20 protein-coding genes are annotated in these 20,700 nt (G+C 68.3%); 11 read left to right on the top strand and 9 right to left on the bottom strand.

The window, feature by feature from the left end; genetic code table 11:
- Window positions 1-34 precede the first annotated feature (34 nt).
- Window positions 35-1,780, bottom strand: coding sequence for a putative bifunctional diguanylate cyclase/phosphodiesterase (locus tag M5E06_RS11650; protein WP_252138272.1), 1,746 nt, complete (start codon window positions 1,778-1,780; stop codon window positions 35-37).
- Window positions 1,781-2,289: 509 nt separating this feature from the next.
- Here M5E06_RS11650 and M5E06_RS11655 point away from each other — a divergent pair.
- The 3 genes from M5E06_RS11655 to M5E06_RS11665 all read left to right on the top strand — a co-directional run bounded on the left by M5E06_RS11655 (window position 2,290) and on the right by M5E06_RS11665 (window position 5,468).
- Complete coding sequence (locus M5E06_RS11655; protein ID WP_252138273.1) at window positions 2,290-3,129, top strand: universal stress protein; 840 nt, start codon at window positions 2,290-2,292, stop codon at window positions 3,127-3,129.
- 495 nt (window positions 3,130-3,624) lie between these two features.
- Window positions 3,625-4,545: a replication protein RepA gene (locus tag M5E06_RS11660; RefSeq protein ID WP_085090460.1), complete on the top strand. Its 921-nt coding sequence runs from the start codon at window positions 3,625-3,627 to the stop codon at window positions 4,543-4,545.
- A 152-nt stretch (window positions 4,546-4,697) separates the two neighbouring features.
- Window positions 4,698-5,468, top strand: a complete 771-nt coding sequence (locus M5E06_RS11665; RefSeq protein WP_252138274.1) for a sulfite exporter TauE/SafE family protein — start codon at window positions 4,698-4,700, stop codon at window positions 5,466-5,468.
- A 21-nt stretch (window positions 5,469-5,489) separates the two neighbouring features.
- Here M5E06_RS11665 and M5E06_RS11670 read toward each other — a convergent pair whose 3' ends face one another.
- Window positions 5,490-6,389 (bottom strand): methyltransferase domain-containing protein, encoded by a 900-nt coding sequence (locus M5E06_RS11670; RefSeq protein ID WP_252138275.1) that lies wholly within the window; start codon window positions 6,387-6,389, stop codon window positions 5,490-5,492.
- A gap of 107 nt (window positions 6,390-6,496) precedes the next feature.
- On the opposite strand from M5E06_RS11670, the gene M5E06_RS11675 reads away from it, so the two are divergent.
- The 4 genes from M5E06_RS11675 to M5E06_RS11690 all read left to right on the top strand — a co-directional run bounded on the left by M5E06_RS11675 (window position 6,497) and on the right by M5E06_RS11690 (window position 8,772).
- Complete coding sequence (locus M5E06_RS11675) at window positions 6,497-6,763, top strand: flagellar biosynthetic protein FliQ (RefSeq protein ID WP_109152415.1); 267 nt, start codon at window positions 6,497-6,499, stop codon at window positions 6,761-6,763.
- A 12-nt stretch (window positions 6,764-6,775) separates the two neighbouring features.
- Complete coding sequence (locus M5E06_RS11680; protein WP_252138276.1) at window positions 6,776-7,531, top strand: ComF family protein; 756 nt, start codon at window positions 6,776-6,778, stop codon at window positions 7,529-7,531.
- A gap of 117 nt (window positions 7,532-7,648) precedes the next feature.
- Window positions 7,649-7,912, top strand: a complete 264-nt coding sequence (grxC, locus tag M5E06_RS11685; RefSeq protein ID WP_109152413.1) for a glutaredoxin 3 — start codon at window positions 7,649-7,651, stop codon at window positions 7,910-7,912.
- A complete protein-coding gene (locus tag M5E06_RS11690) occupies window positions 7,909-8,772 on the top strand; it encodes a carbon-nitrogen hydrolase family protein (protein ID WP_252138277.1) in 864 nt (287 codons plus the stop codon). The genes grxC and M5E06_RS11690 overlap by 4 nt, the downstream gene beginning before the upstream one ends.
- Window positions 8,773-8,776: 4 nt before the next feature.
- Here the strand turns inward: M5E06_RS11690 and M5E06_RS11695 are convergent, their stop codons facing one another.
- The 5 genes from M5E06_RS11695 to M5E06_RS11715 form a co-directional block, all read right to left on the bottom strand.
- Window positions 8,777-9,256 carry a 3'-5' exonuclease family protein gene (locus tag M5E06_RS11695; protein ID WP_109152411.1) on the bottom strand — a complete coding sequence of 160 codons (480 nt, stop codon included), beginning with the start codon at window positions 9,254-9,256 and terminating at the stop codon, window positions 8,777-8,779.
- Between the two features lie 10 nt (window positions 9,257-9,266).
- Window positions 9,267-11,138: a DUF294 nucleotidyltransferase-like domain-containing protein gene (locus tag M5E06_RS11700; RefSeq protein ID WP_252138278.1), complete on the bottom strand. Its 1,872-nt coding sequence runs from the start codon at window positions 11,136-11,138 to the stop codon at window positions 9,267-9,269.
- A 249-nt stretch (window positions 11,139-11,387) separates the two neighbouring features.
- Window positions 11,388-13,115, bottom strand: a complete 1,728-nt coding sequence (locus M5E06_RS11705) for a cation acetate symporter (protein ID WP_252138279.1) — start codon at window positions 13,113-13,115, stop codon at window positions 11,388-11,390.
- Window positions 13,115-13,417, bottom strand: a complete 303-nt coding sequence (locus M5E06_RS11710) for a DUF485 domain-containing protein (RefSeq protein ID WP_109152408.1) — start codon at window positions 13,415-13,417, stop codon at window positions 13,115-13,117. The genes M5E06_RS11705 and M5E06_RS11710 overlap by 1 nt, the downstream gene beginning before the upstream one ends.
- 385 nt (window positions 13,418-13,802) lie before the next feature.
- Window positions 13,803-14,399, bottom strand: a complete 597-nt coding sequence (locus M5E06_RS11715) for a DUF1178 family protein (RefSeq protein ID WP_252138280.1) — start codon at window positions 14,397-14,399, stop codon at window positions 13,803-13,805.
- 201 nt (window positions 14,400-14,600) lie between these two features.
- Between M5E06_RS11715 and M5E06_RS11720 the strand changes: the two genes are divergently transcribed.
- Window positions 14,601-15,161 (top strand): class I SAM-dependent methyltransferase, encoded by a 561-nt coding sequence (locus M5E06_RS11720; RefSeq protein WP_252138281.1) that lies wholly within the window; start codon window positions 14,601-14,603, stop codon window positions 15,159-15,161.
- A gap of 9 nt (window positions 15,162-15,170) precedes the next feature.
- Here the strand turns inward: M5E06_RS11720 and M5E06_RS11725 are convergent, their stop codons facing one another.
- Window positions 15,171-15,755, bottom strand: a complete 585-nt coding sequence (locus tag M5E06_RS11725; RefSeq protein ID WP_109076076.1) for an RNA methyltransferase — start codon at window positions 15,753-15,755, stop codon at window positions 15,171-15,173.
- A gap of 79 nt (window positions 15,756-15,834) precedes the next feature.
- Here M5E06_RS11725 and M5E06_RS11730 point away from each other — a divergent pair, with 79 nt between their 5' ends.
- From M5E06_RS11730 to M5E06_RS11740, 3 genes are all read left to right on the top strand, one after another.
- On the top strand, window positions 15,835-16,956 hold the full coding sequence (locus tag M5E06_RS11730) for an asparaginase (RefSeq protein ID WP_252138282.1): 1,122 nt from the start codon (window positions 15,835-15,837) through the stop codon (window positions 16,954-16,956).
- 61 nt (window positions 16,957-17,017) lie between these two features.
- A complete protein-coding gene (locus M5E06_RS11735; RefSeq protein WP_252138283.1) occupies window positions 17,018-17,935 on the top strand; it encodes an AraC family transcriptional regulator in 918 nt (305 codons plus the stop codon).
- A gap of 89 nt (window positions 17,936-18,024) precedes the next feature.
- Entirely contained in the window at window positions 18,025-19,263 is a 1,239-nt protein-coding gene (locus M5E06_RS11740; protein ID WP_252138284.1) for a class I SAM-dependent methyltransferase, read from the top strand.
- 30 nt (window positions 19,264-19,293) lie between these two features.
- Here M5E06_RS11740 and M5E06_RS11745 read toward each other — a convergent pair whose 3' ends face one another.
- On the bottom strand, window positions 19,294-20,676 hold the full coding sequence (locus M5E06_RS11745) for an aspartate aminotransferase family protein (RefSeq protein ID WP_252138285.1): 1,383 nt from the start codon (window positions 20,674-20,676) through the stop codon (window positions 19,294-19,296).
- Between the last annotated feature and the right edge of the window lie 24 nt (window positions 20,677-20,700).

Consider the following 20,700-nt stretch of genomic DNA (forward strand, 5'->3'; position numbering starts at 1 on the left):
GTAAGGTTCAGGGGGCGGCGTCAGGCCGCCGCCCTCACCGCGGCATCTGCCACGGCAGCTCTCCGCCGACCAGCTTGCCCGCCTCCGCCGACGGCAAGGGGCGGGCGAAGTGATAGCCCTGGCCGTAGTCGCAGGCCAGCGCGCGCAGCAGGTTGGCGTCGGCGCTGGTCTCGATGCCCTCGGCGATCACGTCGAAGCCCAGCAGACGTGCCAAATCCATGATGATGCGGACGATGGCGCGGTTTTCCTCCGACTGGTGCATGGCCGAGACGAAGGACCGGTCGACCTTCAGGCTGTCGATCGGCAGCTTGTGCAGGTAGGACAGCGACGAATAGCCGGTGCCGAAATCGTCGATCGACAGCTTGATGCCCAGCGCCCGCAGGTCGCGCAGCAGGCGGATCGACTGTTCCGCCTTGTCCATCACCGCGCTTTCCGTCAGCTCCAGCTTGATCCAGGACGGCTCCACCCCGGTTTCGCGCAGAACCTCGCGCACGACCTGGACGAAGTTGGGGTCGGACAGCTGGTGGCTGGACAGGTTGACGCTCATGAACAGCGGGGCGGAGCCCGGTTCCCGGCGGTCCTGCCACTCCGCGATCTGCCGACAGGCCTGCCGCAACACCCAGGTGCCGAGCGATACCACCAGACCGGTGCTCTCGGCGATCGGGATGAAGATGCCGGGGGGGATGTTGCCGCGTTCGGGATGGGTCCAGCGCATCAGCGCCTCGAACCCCGCAAGGCCACCGGTCACCATCTCCACGATCGGCTGGTAGGCGACCCACAGGTCGCTGCCGCTGTCCAGCGCGCCGCGCAGATCGTGTTCCAGCCGCACCTGCTCGACCACATGGGAATGCATCGCCGGATCGAACCAGGCCTGCCGGCCGCCGCCCTGCTCGCGGGCGCGGGCGGTGGCGATCTCGGCATCGCGCAGCACGTCGTCGGGGCGCTCGTGCGTCGGCATCGAGACGGCGACGCCGATGCTGGCGGACAGGAACACGGTGCCACCGGAGCTGGAGCGGGCGGAGCGCACCACCGCCGCCAGCTCCTCGACGGCGCTTTCCAGCGCCGGCCGATCGCAGACGCCGCCGGCCAGCATGGCGAAGGCATGGTCGCTGACGCGCGCGATCAGGTCGAAGGCCGCGGCCTGCGCCGCCATCCGCTGCGCCAGACCGTCCAGCAGCTCGTTGGCGAAGCCCTGCCCCATGCTGCTGCGGATTTCGGCGAAGCGGTCGATGTCCAGGATGACGAGCGTGAAGGGCTCGCCCATGTTGCGATAGTCCGCCATGTGCTTCAGCAGCATCAGGCGGTTGGCCAAGCCGGTCACCGGGTCGTAGTAGGCGAGGCGGAACAGGTCGTCCTGCACCTGCCGGCGCTCGGTCATGTCCTGCAGGATCACGAAATAGCCGGTGATGGCGCCGTCTTCCGCCCGGTGCGGCGCGTGCAGCCGCATCACGTAGCGCTGCTGGCCGTCGGCCTGGGTGATCCAGCCTTCGGTCTGCACCGTCTCGCCCGCCAGCGCGCGTTCGGCAGCGGCCTGGGTGTTGCGCTGAAGATCCGGCCCCAGAAGTTCGCCGATGGTGCCGCCGACCGCCTTTTCGAGCGTCGTCCCCATCATCTCCAGATAGGCGCGGTTGGCGTAGATGTGCCGCCGCTGCGGGTCCATCAACGCCACCTTCACCGTCATGGCGTCGAGAATCTGACGCAGGGCGTCAAGCCCCGGCGCACCGGAAGCGGCACCCGATAAAGCGTCGGCCAGCGCGGAGATTCGGGGATCTGGACTCATGGCGAGGATAGAGTGGGGTACTCATCAGGAAATCGATACCCAACACTTACGCGAAGTGTCACCCACCCGTCAAAACCAAAGCTGCCCCGGTGCAACAGAGCTTGGACATTTCTACAGGCGATGCAACGGAGACACATGGGCATGTCCATGGGCATATCATAGTATTCATTCAAGCCGCGGTTGCAGCAAAGCAACGCACACAATCCGGGTTTTCTGTTTCGCAGAGAAAGAGCGATGGAATTGTCTCGGTTCTTTGTCACGCCACTTGCGGCCTGAGATTGCAACTTTGGCCGGAAGTCCGACCCCCGATCGCTTTTGTGCGGTGCAGGAACGCGGCGGGGGCATGGCTGTGCCCTGGAATGGAAAGGCGGCGGCTGAGCCGGTCGGATTTATACTGCCAATACAAGTGGGGCCAACGCGGCTGGGGATGTCGCCCCGATCGGCACCGCATGGTCGTACAGACCCCCGACGATAACGGCAACGATCACAATTTGGGCAGGAATTACGCCATGGCTCTCAAGGACTTCCTGGTCGTCGTCGATGATACGCCCGCGTCCGCGGCACGTCTCGACCTTGCGGCGCGGCTCGCGACCCGGTGCGATGCGCATCTGACCGCGCTCTATGTCTTCACCGACACGGTGTTCCCCGGCTATATCGAAGCCGAAATCCCGCAGGAGTTGCGCGAAAGCCGACGGCAGAGCCGCAAGGACCAGACGGACCGGATGGCGGCGGCCTTCGACGACGCCATGCGCCACCATGGTCTGACCGACCGGTCCGAATGGCTGACGCAGGAAGGCGACCCGACCATCACCGCCGCGGTGCGCGGCCGTTACGCCGACCTGATCGTGGTGGGCCAGCCCGATCCGGACCGCGACCGCGACCAGCCCGTCGCCCAGCCGGCCGACCTGCTGTTCGAATGCGGCCGCCCGCTTCTGGTCGTCCCCTATGCCGGCCGCTTCGCCACCATCGGCGAGCGGGTTCTGGTCGGCTGGAACGGCAGCCGCGAAGCGGCGCGCGCCGTCGGCGACGCCCTGCCCCTGCTGACCGCCGCCAAGCGCGTGGTGGTGATGGCCGCCAATCCGAAGCCCGGCCCGAACGGCCTGGGCGACGAGCCCTGCGCCGACATCGCCCGCCACCTGTCCCGCCACGGCTGCCGCGTGGAGGCCACCCATGTCGCCACCGACGTGGTGGAGCCCGGCGACACCCTGCTGAACATGGCCGCCGACGAAAGCTGCGACCTGCTGGTGATGGGTGCCTATGGCCGCTCCCGCTTCCGCGAACTGGTGCTGGGCGGCATGACCCGTTTCATGCTGCGGCACATGACGGTTCCGGTGTTGATGAGCCATTGAGGACGTTTCGGCTTCGAATGCCCCCTCCCCGACCCTCCCCCGCTCTCAGCGGACCTCCGGTCCGCCTGTCGCGTCAGCACAAAGCATAGCTTTGTGCGAGAGCTTCGCGGGAGAGGGGGGTGAGTGCATGAGCGGCAGAGTTCCCTCTCCCGCCAGAGGCGGGGGAGGGTTAGGGAGGGGGCAACGGCACTGTCCCGCCCGTGGGGTTAAGCGACCGCCCCCGCTGCCCCCGAGTCCCTCCGCAACCACCGCGAGTCGCCCCTCGCGCCCCGTGGGGAAAAGCGACCGGCACCCTTTCTCCACCCCGTCCCCCGTGGGGAAAAGCGTCGGAATCGTGGGGAAAAGCGGCGCGACTCGGGCTTTCCCCATGGGGATAAGCGGCGACTCAACTAATAAGTCTAACAACTAACCGTCGACTAGCCCGGTCGCCTAACCCCACATTGACTCCACCGCCCGCCGCTCACCAGGATGCCACAACATCCGGGTGAGGCTGCCATGGGCGACATACACAGGCTGGTGATCGAACATGGCCGGGACAAGGCGCGCGCCCTGGTCCGGCCGGAGGAGCGGACGCTGGTGGACATCGCCGCCGACATCCTGGCGGACGAGAACCAGCATCTCGGCATCACCTACAGCGGCTTCTGCCTGACCAGCCTGCCGCACAAGAAGCTGGCCGACGACGTTCCCTGGGAAAAGCGCGGCCATCAGGTGACGCTGCTGGTCGAACCCGGCCGGCTGAAGGTGAACGGCAAGATGAAGCTGTTCGGCGTCCCCTATGGCGCGCGGGCGCGGATGATCCTGATCTATCTGCAGACCCAGGCCGTGCGCACCGGCCGGCGCGAGGTCGAACTGGGCCGTTCCATGCGCGACTGGCTGACCCGGATGGGGATCAGCGTCGGCGGCGAGACCTTCCGCGGCTTCCGCGAACAGTCGCTGCGCATTTCCGCCTGCACGCTGAAATTCTTCTGGGACGGCGAGGACGCCGACGTGTTCGAGAAGGGCGGCATCGTCAAGCGCGGCCTGATCTTCCACGACGATCTCGGCGACGACCGCCAGGGCACGCTGTGGAACGATGTGGTGCAGTTGGACGAGACCTTCTTCCAGGCCCTGCGCGACCACCCGGTGCCGCTGCTGGAGGAGGCGGTGCGGCAGTTGAAGGACCGCTCGCTCAGCCTCGACCTCTATGTCTGGCTGGCCTATCGGCTGCATTCGCTGAGCCGGCCGCAGCCAATCTCCTGGCCGTCGCTCTATGCGCAGTTCGGCGCCGGCTACGACCAGATGAAGCATTTCAAGCCGCGCTTCGTCCAGGCCCTGCAATATGCGCTGGCCGCCTATCCGGATGCGAAGGTCGAACCGGCCGACGACGGCGTCGTCCTCCACCCCAGCCGACCGCCCATCGCCCGCCTGCTGGCGTAGGGGCGTGGGGTTAAGCGACCGCCGCTGAACCATTCCCGGTCGCTTTGCCCCACACCCCCAAAAGCGCACCTCGACCATTGACGCACGTCATTGGGCCGCCCTCCCCCTCTCCCTATGATCGCCGCGAGTTCCCGAACCGGAGAGGCCTTGCCTTGGACGCGCTGTCGCTGCTGGATGCCGGACTGAACCAGTGTGCCGTGGTCATCGACCGCGACGGCGGGCTGTTGCTGGCCCTGCTGACCGCCGGGCTGGTCGGCGGCACCACCCATTGCACCGGCATGTGCGGCCCCTTCGTGCTGGCCCAGGTATCGGCGCGGCTGGAGCGGGTGCCGCTGTCGGCGATGTCGGAGTTCAGGCGCCTGACCGGAGCGGCGGTGCTGCCCTACCATGCCGGCCGGGCGACGACCTATGCGCTGATCGGCGCGTTGTCGGCCTCGGTCGCCGGTCATGTCGGGGCGCTGCCCGGCCTGCGCTGGCTGTCGGTGGCGCTGCTGGCGCTGGCGGCGCTGTTCTTCCTCGGCTATGCCGTTCGCAACGTCCTGTCCTGGCTGCCCAGGATGCCCTCCCTGGGCAACAACGGGCTGCAGCGCTGGTGGGGCGACCGGGTGTCCCGGCTCGCCCGTCCGCTGTTCGGCAATCCGACGGGATGGCGCGGCTATGGGCTGGGGGTGGCGCTGGGCTTCATCCCCTGCGGGATGCTCTATGGCGCCATAGCGGTGGCGGCGGCGAGCGGCAGCGCGCTGACCGGCGCCCTCGGCATGGCCGCCTTCGCGCTCGGCACAGTGCCGAGCCTGCTGGCGGTCGGACTGGCCGGCCACATCGCCGGCCGCACCTGGCGGACCGCCGTCGCCCGCGTCGCCCCGGCGATCATGCTGGTGAACGCCGGGGTTCTGGGCTGGATGGCGTGGAAGCTGGTTGCGTAAACCGGCCTCCCGCCTCCTGGCTCAGTGCAGGCCCTTGCCCTTCAGCGCGTCGCCCAGCGGGATCTGTCCGCTGCCGGGCTTCAGCGGCTGCTGCTGGCTTTCATGCGGCGACCAGCCGGCGAGATAGAGCACCTCGAAGGTCACCGGAATCCGCCCGTCCGGCTCGGCGTAGAGCTGGGCATAGCGCTGGGCCGCGTCGAACAGCATGGACCGGGTTGCCGGAACCTTGCGCCGCGCCAGCACGGCGTTGGTCTCGCCCATGCCGCGCAGTTCGCGCATCAGGGCGAAGGCGTCGGAGTAGGTCACGGTGATGACATCGCTGTCGACCACCGGCAGGGCGAAGCCGGCACGTTGCAGCAACCCGCCGGCATCCTTGATCTCGGCGAAGGGCGACACGCGGGGGGAGACGCCGCCCGACACCTCCATCTCCGCCTCGAAGAGGCAGCGGCGCAGTTCGGCCAGCGTCTGGCCGCCCAGCATGGAGGCGCAGAAGAACCCATCCGGCTTCAACGCCTGCCGGATCTGCACCAGGGCGCCCGGCAGGTCGTTGACCCAGTGCAGGCTGAGATTGCTGACCACCAGATCGAAGCTGCCGGGGGCGAAGGGCAGGAACTCCTCGTCGGCCGCGACGGTGGGGTTGCCCGGACCGCCGGCAGCGCGCGCGAAGTCCGGCGACAGGTCGCAGGCGACCAGCCGTTCAATCCCCTTGCGGCCTTTCAGGATGCGTCCCATCGCCCCGTCGTGGCAGCCGACGTCGAGCGCCAGCGGGAAGGGACGGATCACGTCCTCCAGCCGGTCGGCCAGCCGGTCGGCGATCTCCTCGAACAGGAAGGCGTGGTCGGTGAATTCGGCGACGGCGCGGTCGCGGCGGCGGCGGACCAGCGCGCGGTCGAAGACGGTCATGCTGTCGGGGCTTGTCATGGCCGCACTATACCCCAGCCCGGCGGCACGACAACCGTGCTACACTCGCAGCCCAGATACCTTCTTCAAGTCACCTTCGCCACGCCACCACCCGCACAGGCATTGGAATGGGCATCGACGAAGCCATTGCCGTCAGCCACGAAGCGCTGATGGTCATCCTGAAGATCGCGCTGCCGCCGCTGGGCATCACCGCCCTGCTGTCGGCCGGGCTGATGCTGTTCCAAAGCGCCACCAACATCAACGAATCGTCGCTGCAGCAGGATGTGAAGTTCTTCGCGACGCTGCTGATCCTGTTCGCCACCGGCCCGGCGATCTATCTGGCATTGCGCGACTACACCGGCGTGATCTTCGAACGCATCGCCATGCTGCAATGAGGGGTCCGGCCGATGCAGGCGCCCGCCTCTCTCGCCGGAATTGGCCGCATCGCAACCGGTGCGGCGACCCTGCTGCTCGACGCACTGTTGCCGCCGCGCTGCCTCAGCTGCGGCGAGGCGGTGGACCGCCAGGGCGGCCTGTGCGCCGCCTGCTGGGTCAAGCTGAGCTTCATCGCCCCGCCGCTGTGCGCCTGCTGCGGCCTGCCTTTCGAGTATGAGGCGCAGGAGGGCACGCTGTGCGGCGCCTGCATGGCCGCACCGCCGCCCTTCACCCGCGCCCGCGCCGTCCTGGCCTATGACGATGGCAGCCGGCCGCTGGTGCTGGGCTTCAAGCATGGCGACCGCATCCATGCCGCCAAGGCCTACGGCGTCTGGCTGGCCCGCGCCGGGCGGGAGCTGCTGGAGGATGCCGACCGGCTGCTGCCGGTCCCACTGCACCGCGCCCGCCTGTTCCACCGCCGCTACAACCAGGCGGCCCTGCTGGCGCAGGCGCTGTCGCGCCACTGCGGCGTTGCCGCCACCCCCGACCTGCTGCAACGCCACCGATCCACCCCGACCCAGGGCGGACTGGACCGCCAGGGGCGCCATCGCAACGTCAAGGGCGCCTTCCGCCTGCGGCCGGGACAGTCGGTGACCGGCCAGCGGCTGGTGATCGTCGACGATGTGATGACCACCGGGGCGACGCTGGCGGAATGCGCGCGGGTCCTGCTGCGCGCCGGGGCGGCCCAGGTCGACGTGCTGACGCTGGCGCGCGTGGTGCATCGCTGACGCTTGAAAAGGGGCATGCCCGGCGACGCTGACCGGCGTTCGGCGCGGGTTGCAACGTCTGGCGCCTCCCGCAGGTTGATCCTATAGTTTCTCCACCTGCAACAGGAGCCAAGTGGCATGGCCGACGTCGTCATCTACACCACGCCTTTCTGTCCCTACTGCATGCGAGCCAAGAGCCTGCTCGACGGCAAGGGCGTGAAATACGAGGAAATCGACCTCTACGCCCAGCCGGGCCGCCGCAGCGAGATGATCGAGCGGTCGGAGGGCCGGACCACCGTCCCGCAGATCTTCATCGACGGGAAGCCCTACGGCGGCAGTGACGACATCCACGCGCTTGACCGCGCCGGCAAGCTCGACCCGCTGCTCGGCATCGCCGCATGAGCGACGGCCTGAACGGACGTGCCGTTGCCGGCATTCTGAAGGCCGCCTGCGTCCAGGTGAATGCAGGCACGGAGCTTGAGCCGAACCTGCGGGCGGCGGGCGACCTCGTCCGCCGCGCCCGCGACGCCGGGGCGGATTTCATCGCCCTGCCGGAGAATGTCGGCTGGATCGTCCAGGGCCGCGCCAAGACCATGGAGCGCGTCCGCACCGAGTCGGAGCATCCCGGCATCCCCTTCTTCGCCGATCTGGCGCGGGAGACCGGAGCCTGGATTCTCGGCGGCACCCTGCATGTCCTGCTCGACGACGGGCGCGCCGCCAACCGCAGTTACCTGTTCGACGCGAATGGCGGGATCGTCGCCTCCTACGACAAGATCCACATGTTCGACGTCACGCTGAAGGACGGCGAGTCCTATCGCGAATCGGCGACCTTCCAGCCGGGCGAGCGGGCGGTGGTGGCGGCCAGCCCCTGGGGCGGCATCGGCATGACGGTCTGCTACGACGTGCGCTTCGCCTATCTGTACCGGGTGCTGGCCCAGGCGGGGGCATCGATCCTGACGGTGCCGGCCGCCTTCACCGTGCCGACCGGCCGCGCCCATTGGCACACGCTGCTGCGCGCCCGCGCCATCGAGACCGGCTGCTTCGTCGTCGCCCCGGCCCAGACCGGCAGTCACGACCAGGGCCGCCAGACCTACGGCCACTCCCTGCTGATCGCCCCCTGGGGCGAAGTGCTGGCCGATGCCGGCACTGATGTCGGCTTCATCACCGCCGACCTCGACCTCGACCGGGTGGCGGAGGCCCGTGGCATGGTCCCGTCGCTGACCCACGACCGCGACGTCGCGGTGGAGCGCATCGGGTTCTGATTCTTCAGCGCCCGTCCTGTGTCAGCCGAAGCCATGCCATGGCGGCGGTCAACGCGATGCCGAAGGCGCCGTCGGGCCGGACCGGCAGGTCGAGATCCTGGATCAGGCTGTCCAGCCGCAGATCGACCGCCTGTTTGGACATGCTGCGGATCTTGCGGGCGTAATAGAGGCTGGACACTTCCGTCCGCTCGTCCGACAGCGGCCGCCCGGTCAGGCGCTCCGCCATGGTGACCGAGAAGTCGAGGTAGTAGCCCACCAGCGGACGGTCGCCGATGAAGGCGTGCAGCAGGTCGCCGGCCTCAGCAAGGCCGGTGTCGCTGCCGGGATGGAGCAGCAGCGCGCTTCCGGTCAGGATGCGGGGGCCGCGGATGCGGATGGCTGCGAAGGCCAGAGGCGTTGCGGCCTCCGGATCGAAGCTGGTCGCTTCGCAATGGATCGCCACACGCTCGCGCCGGTCGGTGTCGCCGTGATCGGGATATCCCATGGTCGCCGCCTCAATGATTCAGGCGGAAATGGTGGGCGATCAGCTCCTTGAAGCTTTTCACCAGCGCCAGGCAGTCCTTGAACTGGTCGCGGTCGAGTTTGCCCAGCCGGTCGGGGTGGACGAGGTTGTCGATCGCCAGTTCCGCCCCCTCCTCCCCTCCTTCGGTTTCATCCGGCAGATCGACGCGCGCCTTTAGACGGATGGTCGACAGGATGGTGAAGGCCTCCACCAGATCGGCGGCCATCTTGCGGTCCAGCGCCCCCAGCTCGGCCAGCACCTGGATGCGCTCCACCGTGTTGGTCTCCGCCCGGTGCTTTTCCAGCGCCAGCGCGCGCACGCCATGGACGATGGGGAAGATGCCGGCCTTCTTGATGTCGACCGGCTCCGCCCGGCGCCGCTCGAACAGCGCGGCGAACAGGCCGCTCGGCGTGTCGAAGGACAGGGTCGGCCGGGCGAACTGGGTGAAGAACATCTGGTTGTCCTGCAGGCGGCTCAGCAGATAGTCCTTCGCCTCGGCCAGCAGGGTGGCGTCGCCGGCCACCGGGGCGGCGTCGTAGAAGATGGCGAGGTTCATCTGCGCCGCCTCGTCCGGGCGGTGGACCCAGTTGAACAGGGCGTCCTTGTAGCCGGCGAGCGGCCGGGTCCATTCCGGATTGGAGACCATGATGTTGCCGGGACAGGGCGGATAGCCGAACTCGACCAGATGGCGGGTGAAGTCGGCGGCGATCCTCGGCAGATCGGGGCACTCGAAGCCGTCGCGCAGGATCAGGCCGTTGTCCTGGTCGGTCTTCAGCAGCTGTTCGCCGCGCCCCTCGCTGCCCATCACGATCAGGCAGCTGTTGGCCAGCAGCTCCGGCGGGGCCAGCAGCTCGAACAGCTTGCGGAAGATGCGGCGGTTCAGCTCCGTCACCAGATCGGCGATGAAGGAGACCTTCACGCCGGTGGCGTGCAGGGTGCGGATCAGCTCGACGATGGAGCGGCTGGCCCGGCGCAGGTCGGCGGGATCGGTGGCATGCTCCACCTGCAGCCCGATGACCTGGGAATGGTTGGACAGCACCGCCAGCAGGTCGCTTTGCCCCAACAGCCCGACGATGGCGCCGTTCTCCGTCACCACGATGCGGCGCACCGCATGCTTGGTCATCAGCACCAGCGCGTTGAACAGCAGATCGTCGCGGTCCAGCGTCAACAGGCCGTAGCGGGCGACCGGCCCGACCGGGTCGGTCACCGGCCGGCCGTCCAGCACCACCAGATCGCGCAGGTCGGTGCCGGTCAGAATGCCGGTGGTGCCGCCCATGGCCCCATCCGCCCCGCGCACCAGCACGCTGCTGGCGCGGTTCTGCCGCATCGCCTCCGCCGCGTCGCGCAGGCTGGCGGCGGCATCGACGAACAGCGGCGGGTGAAGATAGGCCTGCCGAATGCGGGCCATGGTCAGCGCCGCCATCTCGCGGTTGGAGCGCAAGGCGGCCAGATCGCGCATGCGCTGGGCGAAATCGCCGAGAATGGCGGTGCCGAACGCCGGGTTCTCGGCGGCCAGCGCCTCCAGCGCCGCGCGCGGAATCAGGTGACAGGCACACTCCTCCGCCGCGACGAAGCGGCGGGCGCCGGTCACGCCGGCTCCGTCGCCCGCGGTGGCGTACAGCGCCTGCAGGCCGAACCGGTCGCCGGGACCATGAACCGCCGCCACCTCGCCGCCGCGGCGCTCCTGGACGGCGCCGCGCAGCACGACATACAGCGCGTCGGCCGGTTCCTCCCGGCTGAGGATGACGGTGTCGCGCGGATAGAGCGCGATGTCGAGCGCACCGGCCAGCGCCGCGCGCTGCCCCTCCGTCAGCAGGTCGAAGGGAGGACGCCCGAAATCGAAATCCGGGGAGGCGGTCGGCATCGCATGCTGCACGGGCGGACTCCGTCGGGAGATGGCAGGGTCGGGAGATGGCTGATCATGAAAAAAGCGCCCCCGGATCGAGTCCGGAGGCGCTTTTCAGGATACACCCGCCGGGCGGGACGCCGGAAGCGGGTGCGACATTTGGCGGCGTAGTTCGGTCACCGCCCAGACTTGGCCCCCCGGGTTCAGGCTCGCCCGAGGGGGGAAGGGATGCGGTGCGAGACGCAATCCCTTCCTTGGTTCTTCTTCTTAGTGAGCCGACGCACCCTCGGCACCCAGGCCGGTCTGCGACCGGACATACTGGTCTTCGAAGTCGCGACGCTCCTTCTGGGCCTGCGCGCTGTTGTCGGTGATCGAGAAGAACCAGATACCGACGAAGGCGAGGACGATCGAGAACACACCCGGGTTGGCGTAGCCGATGATGGCGGTCGGGTGACCCAGCACGGCCTTCCACACGGTCGGGCCGAGGGCGATCATGACGCAGGCGGAGATCAGGCCGATCGCACCGCCCATGACGGCGCCGCGGGTGGTCATCTTGCCCCAGAACATCGACATCAGCAGGACCGGGAAGTTGGTCGAGGCGGCGATGGCGAAGGCCAGACCCACCATGAAGGCGACGTTCTGGTTCTCGAAGGCGATGCCCAGCACGATGGAGACGATGCCGATGATGACCGTGGTGATCTTCGACACGCGGATCTCGTCGGCCTCGTTGGCACGGCCACGGGCGAAGACCGAGGCGTAGAGGTCATGCGACACGGCCGAGGCGCCGGCCAGCGTCAGACCCGCGACCACCGCCAGGATGGTGGCGAAGGCGACGGCGGAGATGAAGCCGAAGAACAGGTCGCCACCGATCGCATGGGCGGTGTGGATGGCCGCCATGTTGGTGCCGCCGATGACCGAGGCGACAGCCGCCTTGACGCCTTCCGCCGGAGCGGCGGTCAGGAACGGATAGGCACCGTTGGCATCCTTGCCCAGGATCAGGACGATGGCGCCGAAGCCGATGATGAAGGTCAGGATGTAGAAGTAGCCGATGAAGCCGGTGGCGTAGAAGACCGACTTGCGGGCTTCCTTGGCGTCGGAAACGGTGAAGAAGCGCATCAGGATGTGCGGCAGGCCGGCGGTGCCGAACATCAGGGTCAGGCCGAGCGAGATGGTGTCGACCGGATCGGTGACGAAGGCGCCCGGCGACATGATGGCCAGACCCTTCGGGTGGACGTCGACGGCGGCCTTGAACATCGCCTCGGGGCTGAAGCCGAACTTGGCGAGGATCATGAAGGCCATGAAGGACGCGCCGGACAGCAGCAGCACCGCCTTGATGATCTGCACCCAGGTGGTCGCCAGCATGCCGCCGAAGGTCACGTAACCGATCATCAGCACGCCGACGATGATGACGGCGACCATGTAGTCGAGACCGAACAGCAGCTGGATCAGCTTGCCGGCGCCGACCATCTGGGCGATCAGGTAGAAGGTGACCGTCGCCAGCGAGCCGCAGGCCGACAGCGTGCGGATCGGCGTCTGCTGGAAGCGGTAGGAGGCGACGTCGGCGAAGGTGTACTTGCCGAGGTTGCGCAGCCGCTCCGCGATCAGGAACAGCACGATCGGCCAGCCGACCAGGAAGCCGACCGAGTAGATCAGGCCGTCGAAGCCGTTGGCGTACACCAGGCCGGCGATGCCGAGGAAGGAGGCTGCCGACATGTAGTCGCCGGCGATGGCCAGGCCGTTCTGGAAGCCGGTGATGCCGCCGCCGGCGGCGTAGAAGTCCTTGGCCGACTTGGTACGGCGCGCCGCCCAGTAGGTGATGCCCAGCGTGAACAGCACGAAGACCAGGAACATCACGATGGCTTCGACGTTCGTCGCCTGCTTCTGCACCGCGCCCTCGACGGCGCCAGCGGCATAGACGGAGGCGGGAACCAGGGCACCGGCCGCGGCGGCCGTCGCGGCGACCGTGCTGGCGATGCGGGTGGTGACGGCGCGCATCACTTGGTTTCCTCCAGGATCTGGCGGTTCAGTTCATCGAATTCGCCGTTCGCCCGCTGGACGTAGATGCCGGTCAGGATGAAGGCGGACAGAATGGTGAAGACGCCGATGGGCATGCCCCAGGTGGTGACGCCCGAACCGATGGGCGTGCCCAGGAACTCTTTCCCGAAGGCAACCAGCAGAATGAAGCCGAAATAGATGACCAGCATGGCAATCGACAAAGTCCAGGCAAAGGCGGACCGCTTGGCCACCAGCTCCTGGAACTTCGGATTGTTCACGATCCGTTGTGCATTTTGATTCATGTGCGTCCCCTCATCGAGTGCCGGCAAGTGTTCGGCCGTCCGCAAGGCTGGGTCCGAGAGACACGTCCAAGAGACAGGCTGGCAGTTGCCGTCCGGGCAGTCGCGTCCGGGTTTCTCCCCGTAATTCGTACGCCCTTGACCTGCCCAATTGTTTGATACAGATCATTGTTGGGCGCACCCCCTACCTTGGTCGATGGGGCGGGTTGCCGGTAGGCCGGCGCATGCCAAAAAACAAAACCAACTCAATGCAGTAGCCGCAAATGCAAAGGCGCCCCCTGTTGGGAGCGCCCTGCAAATAGTCAGTTTTTCAAATGGTTTCGTGCGGAATCAGTGGCGATCCGCCGGCCGGCCGGACGATGGCCGCCGATCTGCCCGCCGGTCGTGCTCAGGAGTCGGTGCGCGGAATCCAGGGAATGCGATGGAAGGTCACACCCTCGTCGTTGAGTTCGGCGACTTCCTCGTCCGACGCCTCGCCATAGATGCCGCGCGGGTCGGACTCGCCATAATGGATGCGCCGCGCCTCCTCGGCGAAGCGGTCGCCGACATAGTCGCAGTTCTTTTCCACGCTGCGCCGCACCTCGGTCAGTTGCCGCATCACCTCCGCAACCGCCTCGCGCTGGGCGTCGTTCAGGCTGGGCGGCAGGGCGGCGACGACGTCGGCGGCGTTCGGCAGAGGGACGGGTGCGGGGATCGGCGCGGGAAGGGCGGCGGGCACGGCATTGGCCGGGACGGCCGGGACGGCCGGGGCCGCGGACGGCGGGGCGTTCGCGGCCACCGCTTCGGCCTGTTCGCGGGCGCGGTCGGCGGCCCTGGCGACGCCCTTGGCGATGCGCGGGGCCATCGGCGCCTTGCCGACGACGGTGTCGCCACAGATCGGGCAGGCGATCTGGTGCGCCGCCGCCTGTTCGTCATAGGCGGCGCCGTTGCGGAACCACGCCTCGAACTGGTGGTCGGCCGAGCATCTCAACGCGAAGAGGATCATATCCCCACAAGCCCCAAACTAACCCGCAGCAGGAAGGACAGGCCCCGGTACGCCGGTCCGGGTAGCGGCGCGACTCGGGGAATCGCCCTAATTCAGCACGGCCGGGCCGCGCCGTCAAACATCGGACGGGCCTGTCCGACGTAGCTCCTGTGATATCGTTCCCGCGGCCATCGAAAAAAGTCTGGATAAGGAAAATCCGCCATGCCGACACCGCATCCGCTGTCGCCGCCCTCCGCCTGGGTGGAGCGATTCGCTCCGCTGGTGCGCGCCGGCGGCCCGGTGCTCGACCTCGCCTGCGGCGGCGGGCGGCATCTGCGTCTGTTCCAGCGGCGCGGCCATCCGGTGGTCGGGCTGGACCGCGACCTCGGCGGCGTCGCCGACCTCGAGGGGATTGCCGGCGTTACCCTGGTGCAGGCCGATCTGGAAACCGGCGATTCGGCAGGTCGCCTCGGCCCCCTGCCCGCCGACGCCCGCTTCGCCGGGATCGTCGTCACCAACTACCTGCACCGTCCGCTCCTCCCCGCCCTGCTGGCGACGCTGGAGCCGGGCGGCGTGCTGATCTACGAGACCTTCGCCGACGGCAACGCCCGCTTCGGCCGCCCCTCCTCCCCCGATTTCCTGCTGCGCCGGGGCGAGTTGCTGGAGGCCGTGCGCGGCACGCTTCAGGTGGTGGCCTTCGAACAGGGGGAGGTGTCGGCACCGAAGCCGGCGGTGGTGCAGCGGATCTGCGCCGTCGCCGGGGACGATCCGCTGCCGATCTGATCCCGGTCCTTACTCGTCGCCGTCACTCTCCACCGGCTTCTGCTCCCCGCGGATGCGGCGGCGGCGGTCGGCATTGCGCATGATCTGGCGGCCGTGGCGGTGCTGGGCCGGCGCCTCCAGCGGGCCGCCGGGACGGACCGGGCGCTCGGCGAAGCGGCCGAGCGAGATCATGCGGTCATACATCACCAGCGCCCCGGCGACGCCGACATTGATGCAGAAGGACATCGGGATCTTCACCACATGGTCGCAACGCGCCAGCAGGGCGGGCGACAGGCTGTCGCGCTCCGGCCCCAGCACATAGGCGGCGCGGGACGGGTGACGGAAGCTCGGCAGTTCCACCGCGTCGTCGGTCAGTTCCACCCCGACCAGCATGCAGTCCCGGGGCAGGGTGAAGTCGGCGACCCGCTCGTGGATGTAGAGCGGCAGGTGCAGCGTGGCGCCCGAGGTGTCGACCAGCTTCGTCTCCCGCAGATCCGGTTCCGGATCGATGGCGAAGAAGAAGGAGGCGCCGAAGGCATGGGCGGTGCGCATCAGGTTGCCGACGTTGCCCGGCTTGCTGATCCGCTCGACCCCAATTCCGAAATAACCACGCATGAAGAACCCGCACATTCCGAGGTAAGGATAACCGGGCGGGAGCTTGCCGCCGCCGGTCGCCCGAGGCAAGCTTGCCGGCATGAGCCACGATCATACTCCCGACCATTCCTGCTGCGGTGGGGATCACCACCACGGCCATTCCCACCATCATGGCGAGAGCGCCGAAGGCCGCGCCGACCTTTCCGGCCCGGCGGAAAGCCCGATCACCGTCGAGGTGACGCGCGGCAGCCTGGTGGAGTCGGTCCACCGCGCCCGTGCCTGCATCATCGATGCCGGCGGCCATGTGCTGGCGCGCTGGGGCGACATCGACGCGCCCGTCTACCCGCGCTCCGCCATCAAGTCGCTGCAGACGATCCCGCTGGTGGAAAGCGGCGCGCTCGACGCCTTTGGGCTGGGGGACGAGGAACTGGCGCTGGCCTGCTCCTCCCACAATGGCGAGGCACGGCACACGGAGCTGGTGCGGTCCTGGGCCGAACGGGTCGGGCTGACGCTCGACGATTACGAATGCGGCGCGCAGATCCCCTACGATCCCGCCACCGCCGAGGATTTGGTCCGCCGCGGCGAGGCGCCGACCGCCTTCCACAACAATTGTTCGGGCAAGCACAGCGGCTTCCTGACCACCGCCAAGCACAAGGGCGAGCGGTTGAAGGGCTATGTCCGCTACGAACACCCGGTGCAGCAGCGCATCCTGGGCGTGATGGAGCAGATGACCGGCCAGGACCTGTTCGGCGCGCCCTGGGGCGTCGACGGCTGTTCCATCCCCACCATCGGCATCCCGCTGGGCGCCATCGCCTATGCCATGGCCCGCATCGCCGACCCGGTCGACCTGCCCGATGCCCGGGCGCAGGCCGTCACCCGCATCGCCGCCGCCTGGGGCAAGCACCCCTTCCTGATCGGCGGCACCGGCACCTTCGACACCGCGCTGATGGAGGCGGCTGGCGGCGCCGTGCTGGTCAAGGGCGGGGCCGAGGGTGTCGGCTGCGCCGTGATTCCGGAGCAGGGAATCGGCATCGCCCTGAAGATCGAGGATGGCGCCGCCCGCGCCCGTGAAGTGGCGCTTGCCGCGCTGATCCGCTCGACCCGGGCGCTGACCGACGCCCAATGGGCGCGTGTGCCGCACCTGCTGACCGCCCCGCTGCTGAACCGCGCCGGCACGCGGGTGGGTGAGGTGCGTGCGGCGACGGGCTGGCCGGCGGCGTAACTCCGCAAGCGCGATCAAGCGGCTGCCGGCTAGCATCGGCGGGACTGGAGGACGTCACCCCATGACCCACGACAGCATCTCCGCCGGCTCATCGGCAGCTTGGCCCGTGCCGTGTTCCGCGGTTGCGGCCAAGCCCGGCACGCGGCTTGATTACGGCGACAGGATCGAACGGGTGGTGGCATTCATTGCCGCCCATCTGGATGAACCGCTCGACCTCGACCGGCTGGCGGAGGTCGCCTGCTTCTCGCCGTACCACTTCCACCGCGTTTATCGGGCGATCACCGGTGAGACGGCGGCCGAAACCCTGCGCCGGCTGCGCCTGCACCGGGCGGCAGGCGATCTGGTGCGCGACAGCATCGCCATGCCGGCCATCGCCCGGCGGGCGGGTTATGGCAGCGTCGAAGCCTTCACCCGCGCCTTCGGGCAAAGCTATGGCGTGACGCCGGCCGCTTACCGCAAGCGGGGGCGGCTCAATCCTCCAGTCCCGACCACTCATCGAACGGAGGACAGCATGCACGAGGTCGAAATCCGCGATCTCCCCGCCTACCGCATCGTCGGGCTGCCGCACACCGGCCCCTACATGACCATCGGCACCAGCTTCGACAGGCTCTTCGCCTGGACGTCCAAGCAGGGACTTACTGGCCCGGGCACCCGCAGCTTCGCCATCTATTACGATGATCCGGAATCGGTGAAGCCGGAGGAACTGCGCTCCTTCGCCGGGCTTATGCTGGACCGGGATGTGGTGGAGGACGGGACGGTCCGCGTGGTGGAGATTCCCGGCGGGCGCCATGCCGTGGTGCGGCACAAGGGTCCCTATGCCGAACTGGGCGCAGTCTACCGCTGGCTTTATGGGGAATGGCTGCCCAACAGCGGCCACGCGCCGGGAAACGCCCCCTGCTACGAGGAATACCTCAACAACCCGCGGGCCTTGCCGCCGGCCGAGTGGCTGACGGAGATTTGCGTTCCCCTGGCCGGCTGAACCCCGGCGAATGGCCGTCACCGAACGGGTGCCCCACGAGCGGATGCGGTGCTATGGTCGCCGCGCCCGTTCCTTATGAGCAGTCCCCCATGAGCATCGACGACCTGCGCGCCCAGTACGAAGTCTATCCCTACCCGGCGCGCAATCCGGCCGACGAGGCCGAACGGCTGGTCACCGGCTCGCCCAGCCATCTGGACGAGCTGGTCCAGCACGTCTTCGGCGGCCGGATCGATCATTCCAAGCCGTTGCGTGTGCTGGTGGCCGGCGGCGGCACGGGGGACGGCACCATCATGCTGGCGCAGCAGATGGCCGATGCCGGCAATCCCGGCCGCCTCACCTACATCGACCTGTCGGACGCCAGCCGCGCCATCGCCGAGGCGCGGGCCAAGGCGCGCGGCCTGACCAACATCGACTTCCGACGCGGGTCACTGCTGGAACTGGATGGGGTAACGTCGGAAGCCGGGCCGTTCGACTACATCGACTGCTGCGGCGTGCTGCACCATCTGGACGACCCGTCGGCCGGCCTGCGCTCGCTGGCCAGGGCGCTGGCGCCCGGCGGCGGCATCGGCATCATGGTCTACGCCCCCTACGGCCGCACCGGCGTCTACCCGATGCAGGAGGCGCTGCGCAGCATGACCGAAGGGCTGCCGCCGGCCGAGAAGGTGGCGCTGGCCCGCCGACTGATCCAGGCGCTGCCGCCGACCAACTGGCTGCTGAACAACCCGCACATCAGCGACCACCGGTTGGCCGACGCCAACCTCTACGACCTGCTGCTGCACAGCTGCGACCGCCCCTACAGCGTGCCGCAACTGGCGGAACTGGCGGACAGCGCCGGGCTGGCCATCGCGACGCTGATTGACCCGTTGCGCTACGAGCCGTCGCTGTGGGTCAAGGACGCCCGCGTCCTGAAGCAACTGGCGGGGCTCAGCATGCTGGAGCGCGCCGCCTGGACCGAGCGGATCACCGGCGCCTTTACCAAGCACATCGCCTATCTGCTGCGCCCTGCCGATCTGGACGCCGCCCGCATCGCGCCGGCTGGGCCCGACGTGGTTCCGGTCCTGCGCGACATCGACGGCAAGACCGTGGCGAAGGCCGTGCCGCCGGGCGGCAGCCTGGAGTTCGACCTGATGGGCAGCGTGGTGGCGCTGCCCCTGCCCCGGCTGGCCGGCCCGATCCTGTCGCGGATCGACGGCAAGACCAGCCTGGGCGCCCTGCACGCTGCCATCGAGCCGACGACGAAGGTGACCTGGGAGCAGTTCCTCACCCAGTTCCGCCAGCTGTTCGACGCGCTGGGCGGCCTGGGCAAGATGCATCTGCGGCGGGGATAGGGCGCAGGCCCCACCCCCCTCCGCCGATCCTTACCCGCGCAGAACCGGCACTGCCGAATCGAGCGCCTTGGTCAGCCGGTCGAAGGTCTCGTGGATCTCCGCCTCCGAGATCACCAGCGGCGGACAGAGCGCGATGGAATCGCCCATGGCGCGGACGATCAGGCCGTTGTCCTGGGCAAGGCCGTTGACCAGGGCGCCCGCGCGGCCGGGCGGATCGAAGGGCGTCTTGGTCGCCTTGTCGGCCACCAGCTCCAACGCGCCGATCAGGCCGGTGCCGCGGGCCTCGCCGACCAGCGGATGCTCCGCCAGCGCCTTCAGCCGCGACTGGAAGGCGGGCGCGACCGAGCGGACATGGCCGACGATGTCGCGTTCCTCGTAGATGTTCAGCGTTTCCAGCGCCACCGCCGCCGCCACCGGATGGGCGGAGTAGGTGTAGCCATGGCCGAAGGTGCCGATCTTCCGGCTCTCGTCGACGCAGGCGCGATAGATCGCGTCGGACACCATGACGGCGGAGATCGGCAGATAGCCGGACGACAGCTGCTTGGCGCAGGTCAGGATGTCCGGCTGCATGCCCATGGTCTGGCTGCCCCAGAAATTGCCGGTGCGGCCGAATCCGCAGATCACCTCGTCGGCGACCAGCAGGATGTCGTATTTCTTCAACACAGGCTGGATCTTGGCGAAGTAGGTCGCGGGCGGCACCACGACGCCGCCGGCGCCCATCACCGGCTCGGCGAACATGGCGGCGACGGTGTCCGGCCCCTCGGCCAGGATCAGCGCCTCCAGCTGTTCGGCGAGACGGGTGGCGAAGGCCTCCTCGCTCTCGCCCTCAAGCGCATTGCGGTAGTGGTGCGGGCAGTCGCCGTGGATGATGCGGGCGATCGGCAGGTCGAAATCGCGGTGGTTGTTGGGCAGCCCGGTCAGGCTGGCGGTCGCCACCGTCACGCCGTGATAGGCGCGCTGGCGCGAGAGGATCTTCTTCTTCTCCGGCCGGCCGAGCGCGTTGTTGTAGTACCAGATCAGCTTGATCGCGGTGTCGTTGGCTTCCGAGCCTGAATTGGCGAAGAAGACCTTCGACATTGGTACCGGCGCCAGCCCGATCAGCTTTTCCGCCAGATCGATTCCCGGTTCGTGCGACTTGTGGCCGAAGATGTGATAGGTGGACAGCTGCCGCATCTGCTTGGTCGCCGCCTGGACCAGCCGCTCCTCACCCCAGCCGAGCGAGACGCACCACAGGCTGGCCATCCCCTCGATGTAATCCCGGCCGCCGTCGTCGAAGACGCGGATGCCTTCGCCGCGCTCGATGATCATCGGCCCCTGCGTCTCGTGGACATCCAGGTTGGTGTAGGGATGGAGGACGAAGGCCTTGTCGCGGCTGGCGGCGGAATTGCCGGCGGTGCTGACGGGAGCGGTCATGGAACGTGGCTTCCTGTTCGGGCG

Source organism: Azospirillum sp. A1-3 (genome assembly GCF_023806445.1).
Taxonomy (GTDB): Bacteria; Pseudomonadota; Alphaproteobacteria; order Azospirillales; family Azospirillaceae; genus Azospirillum.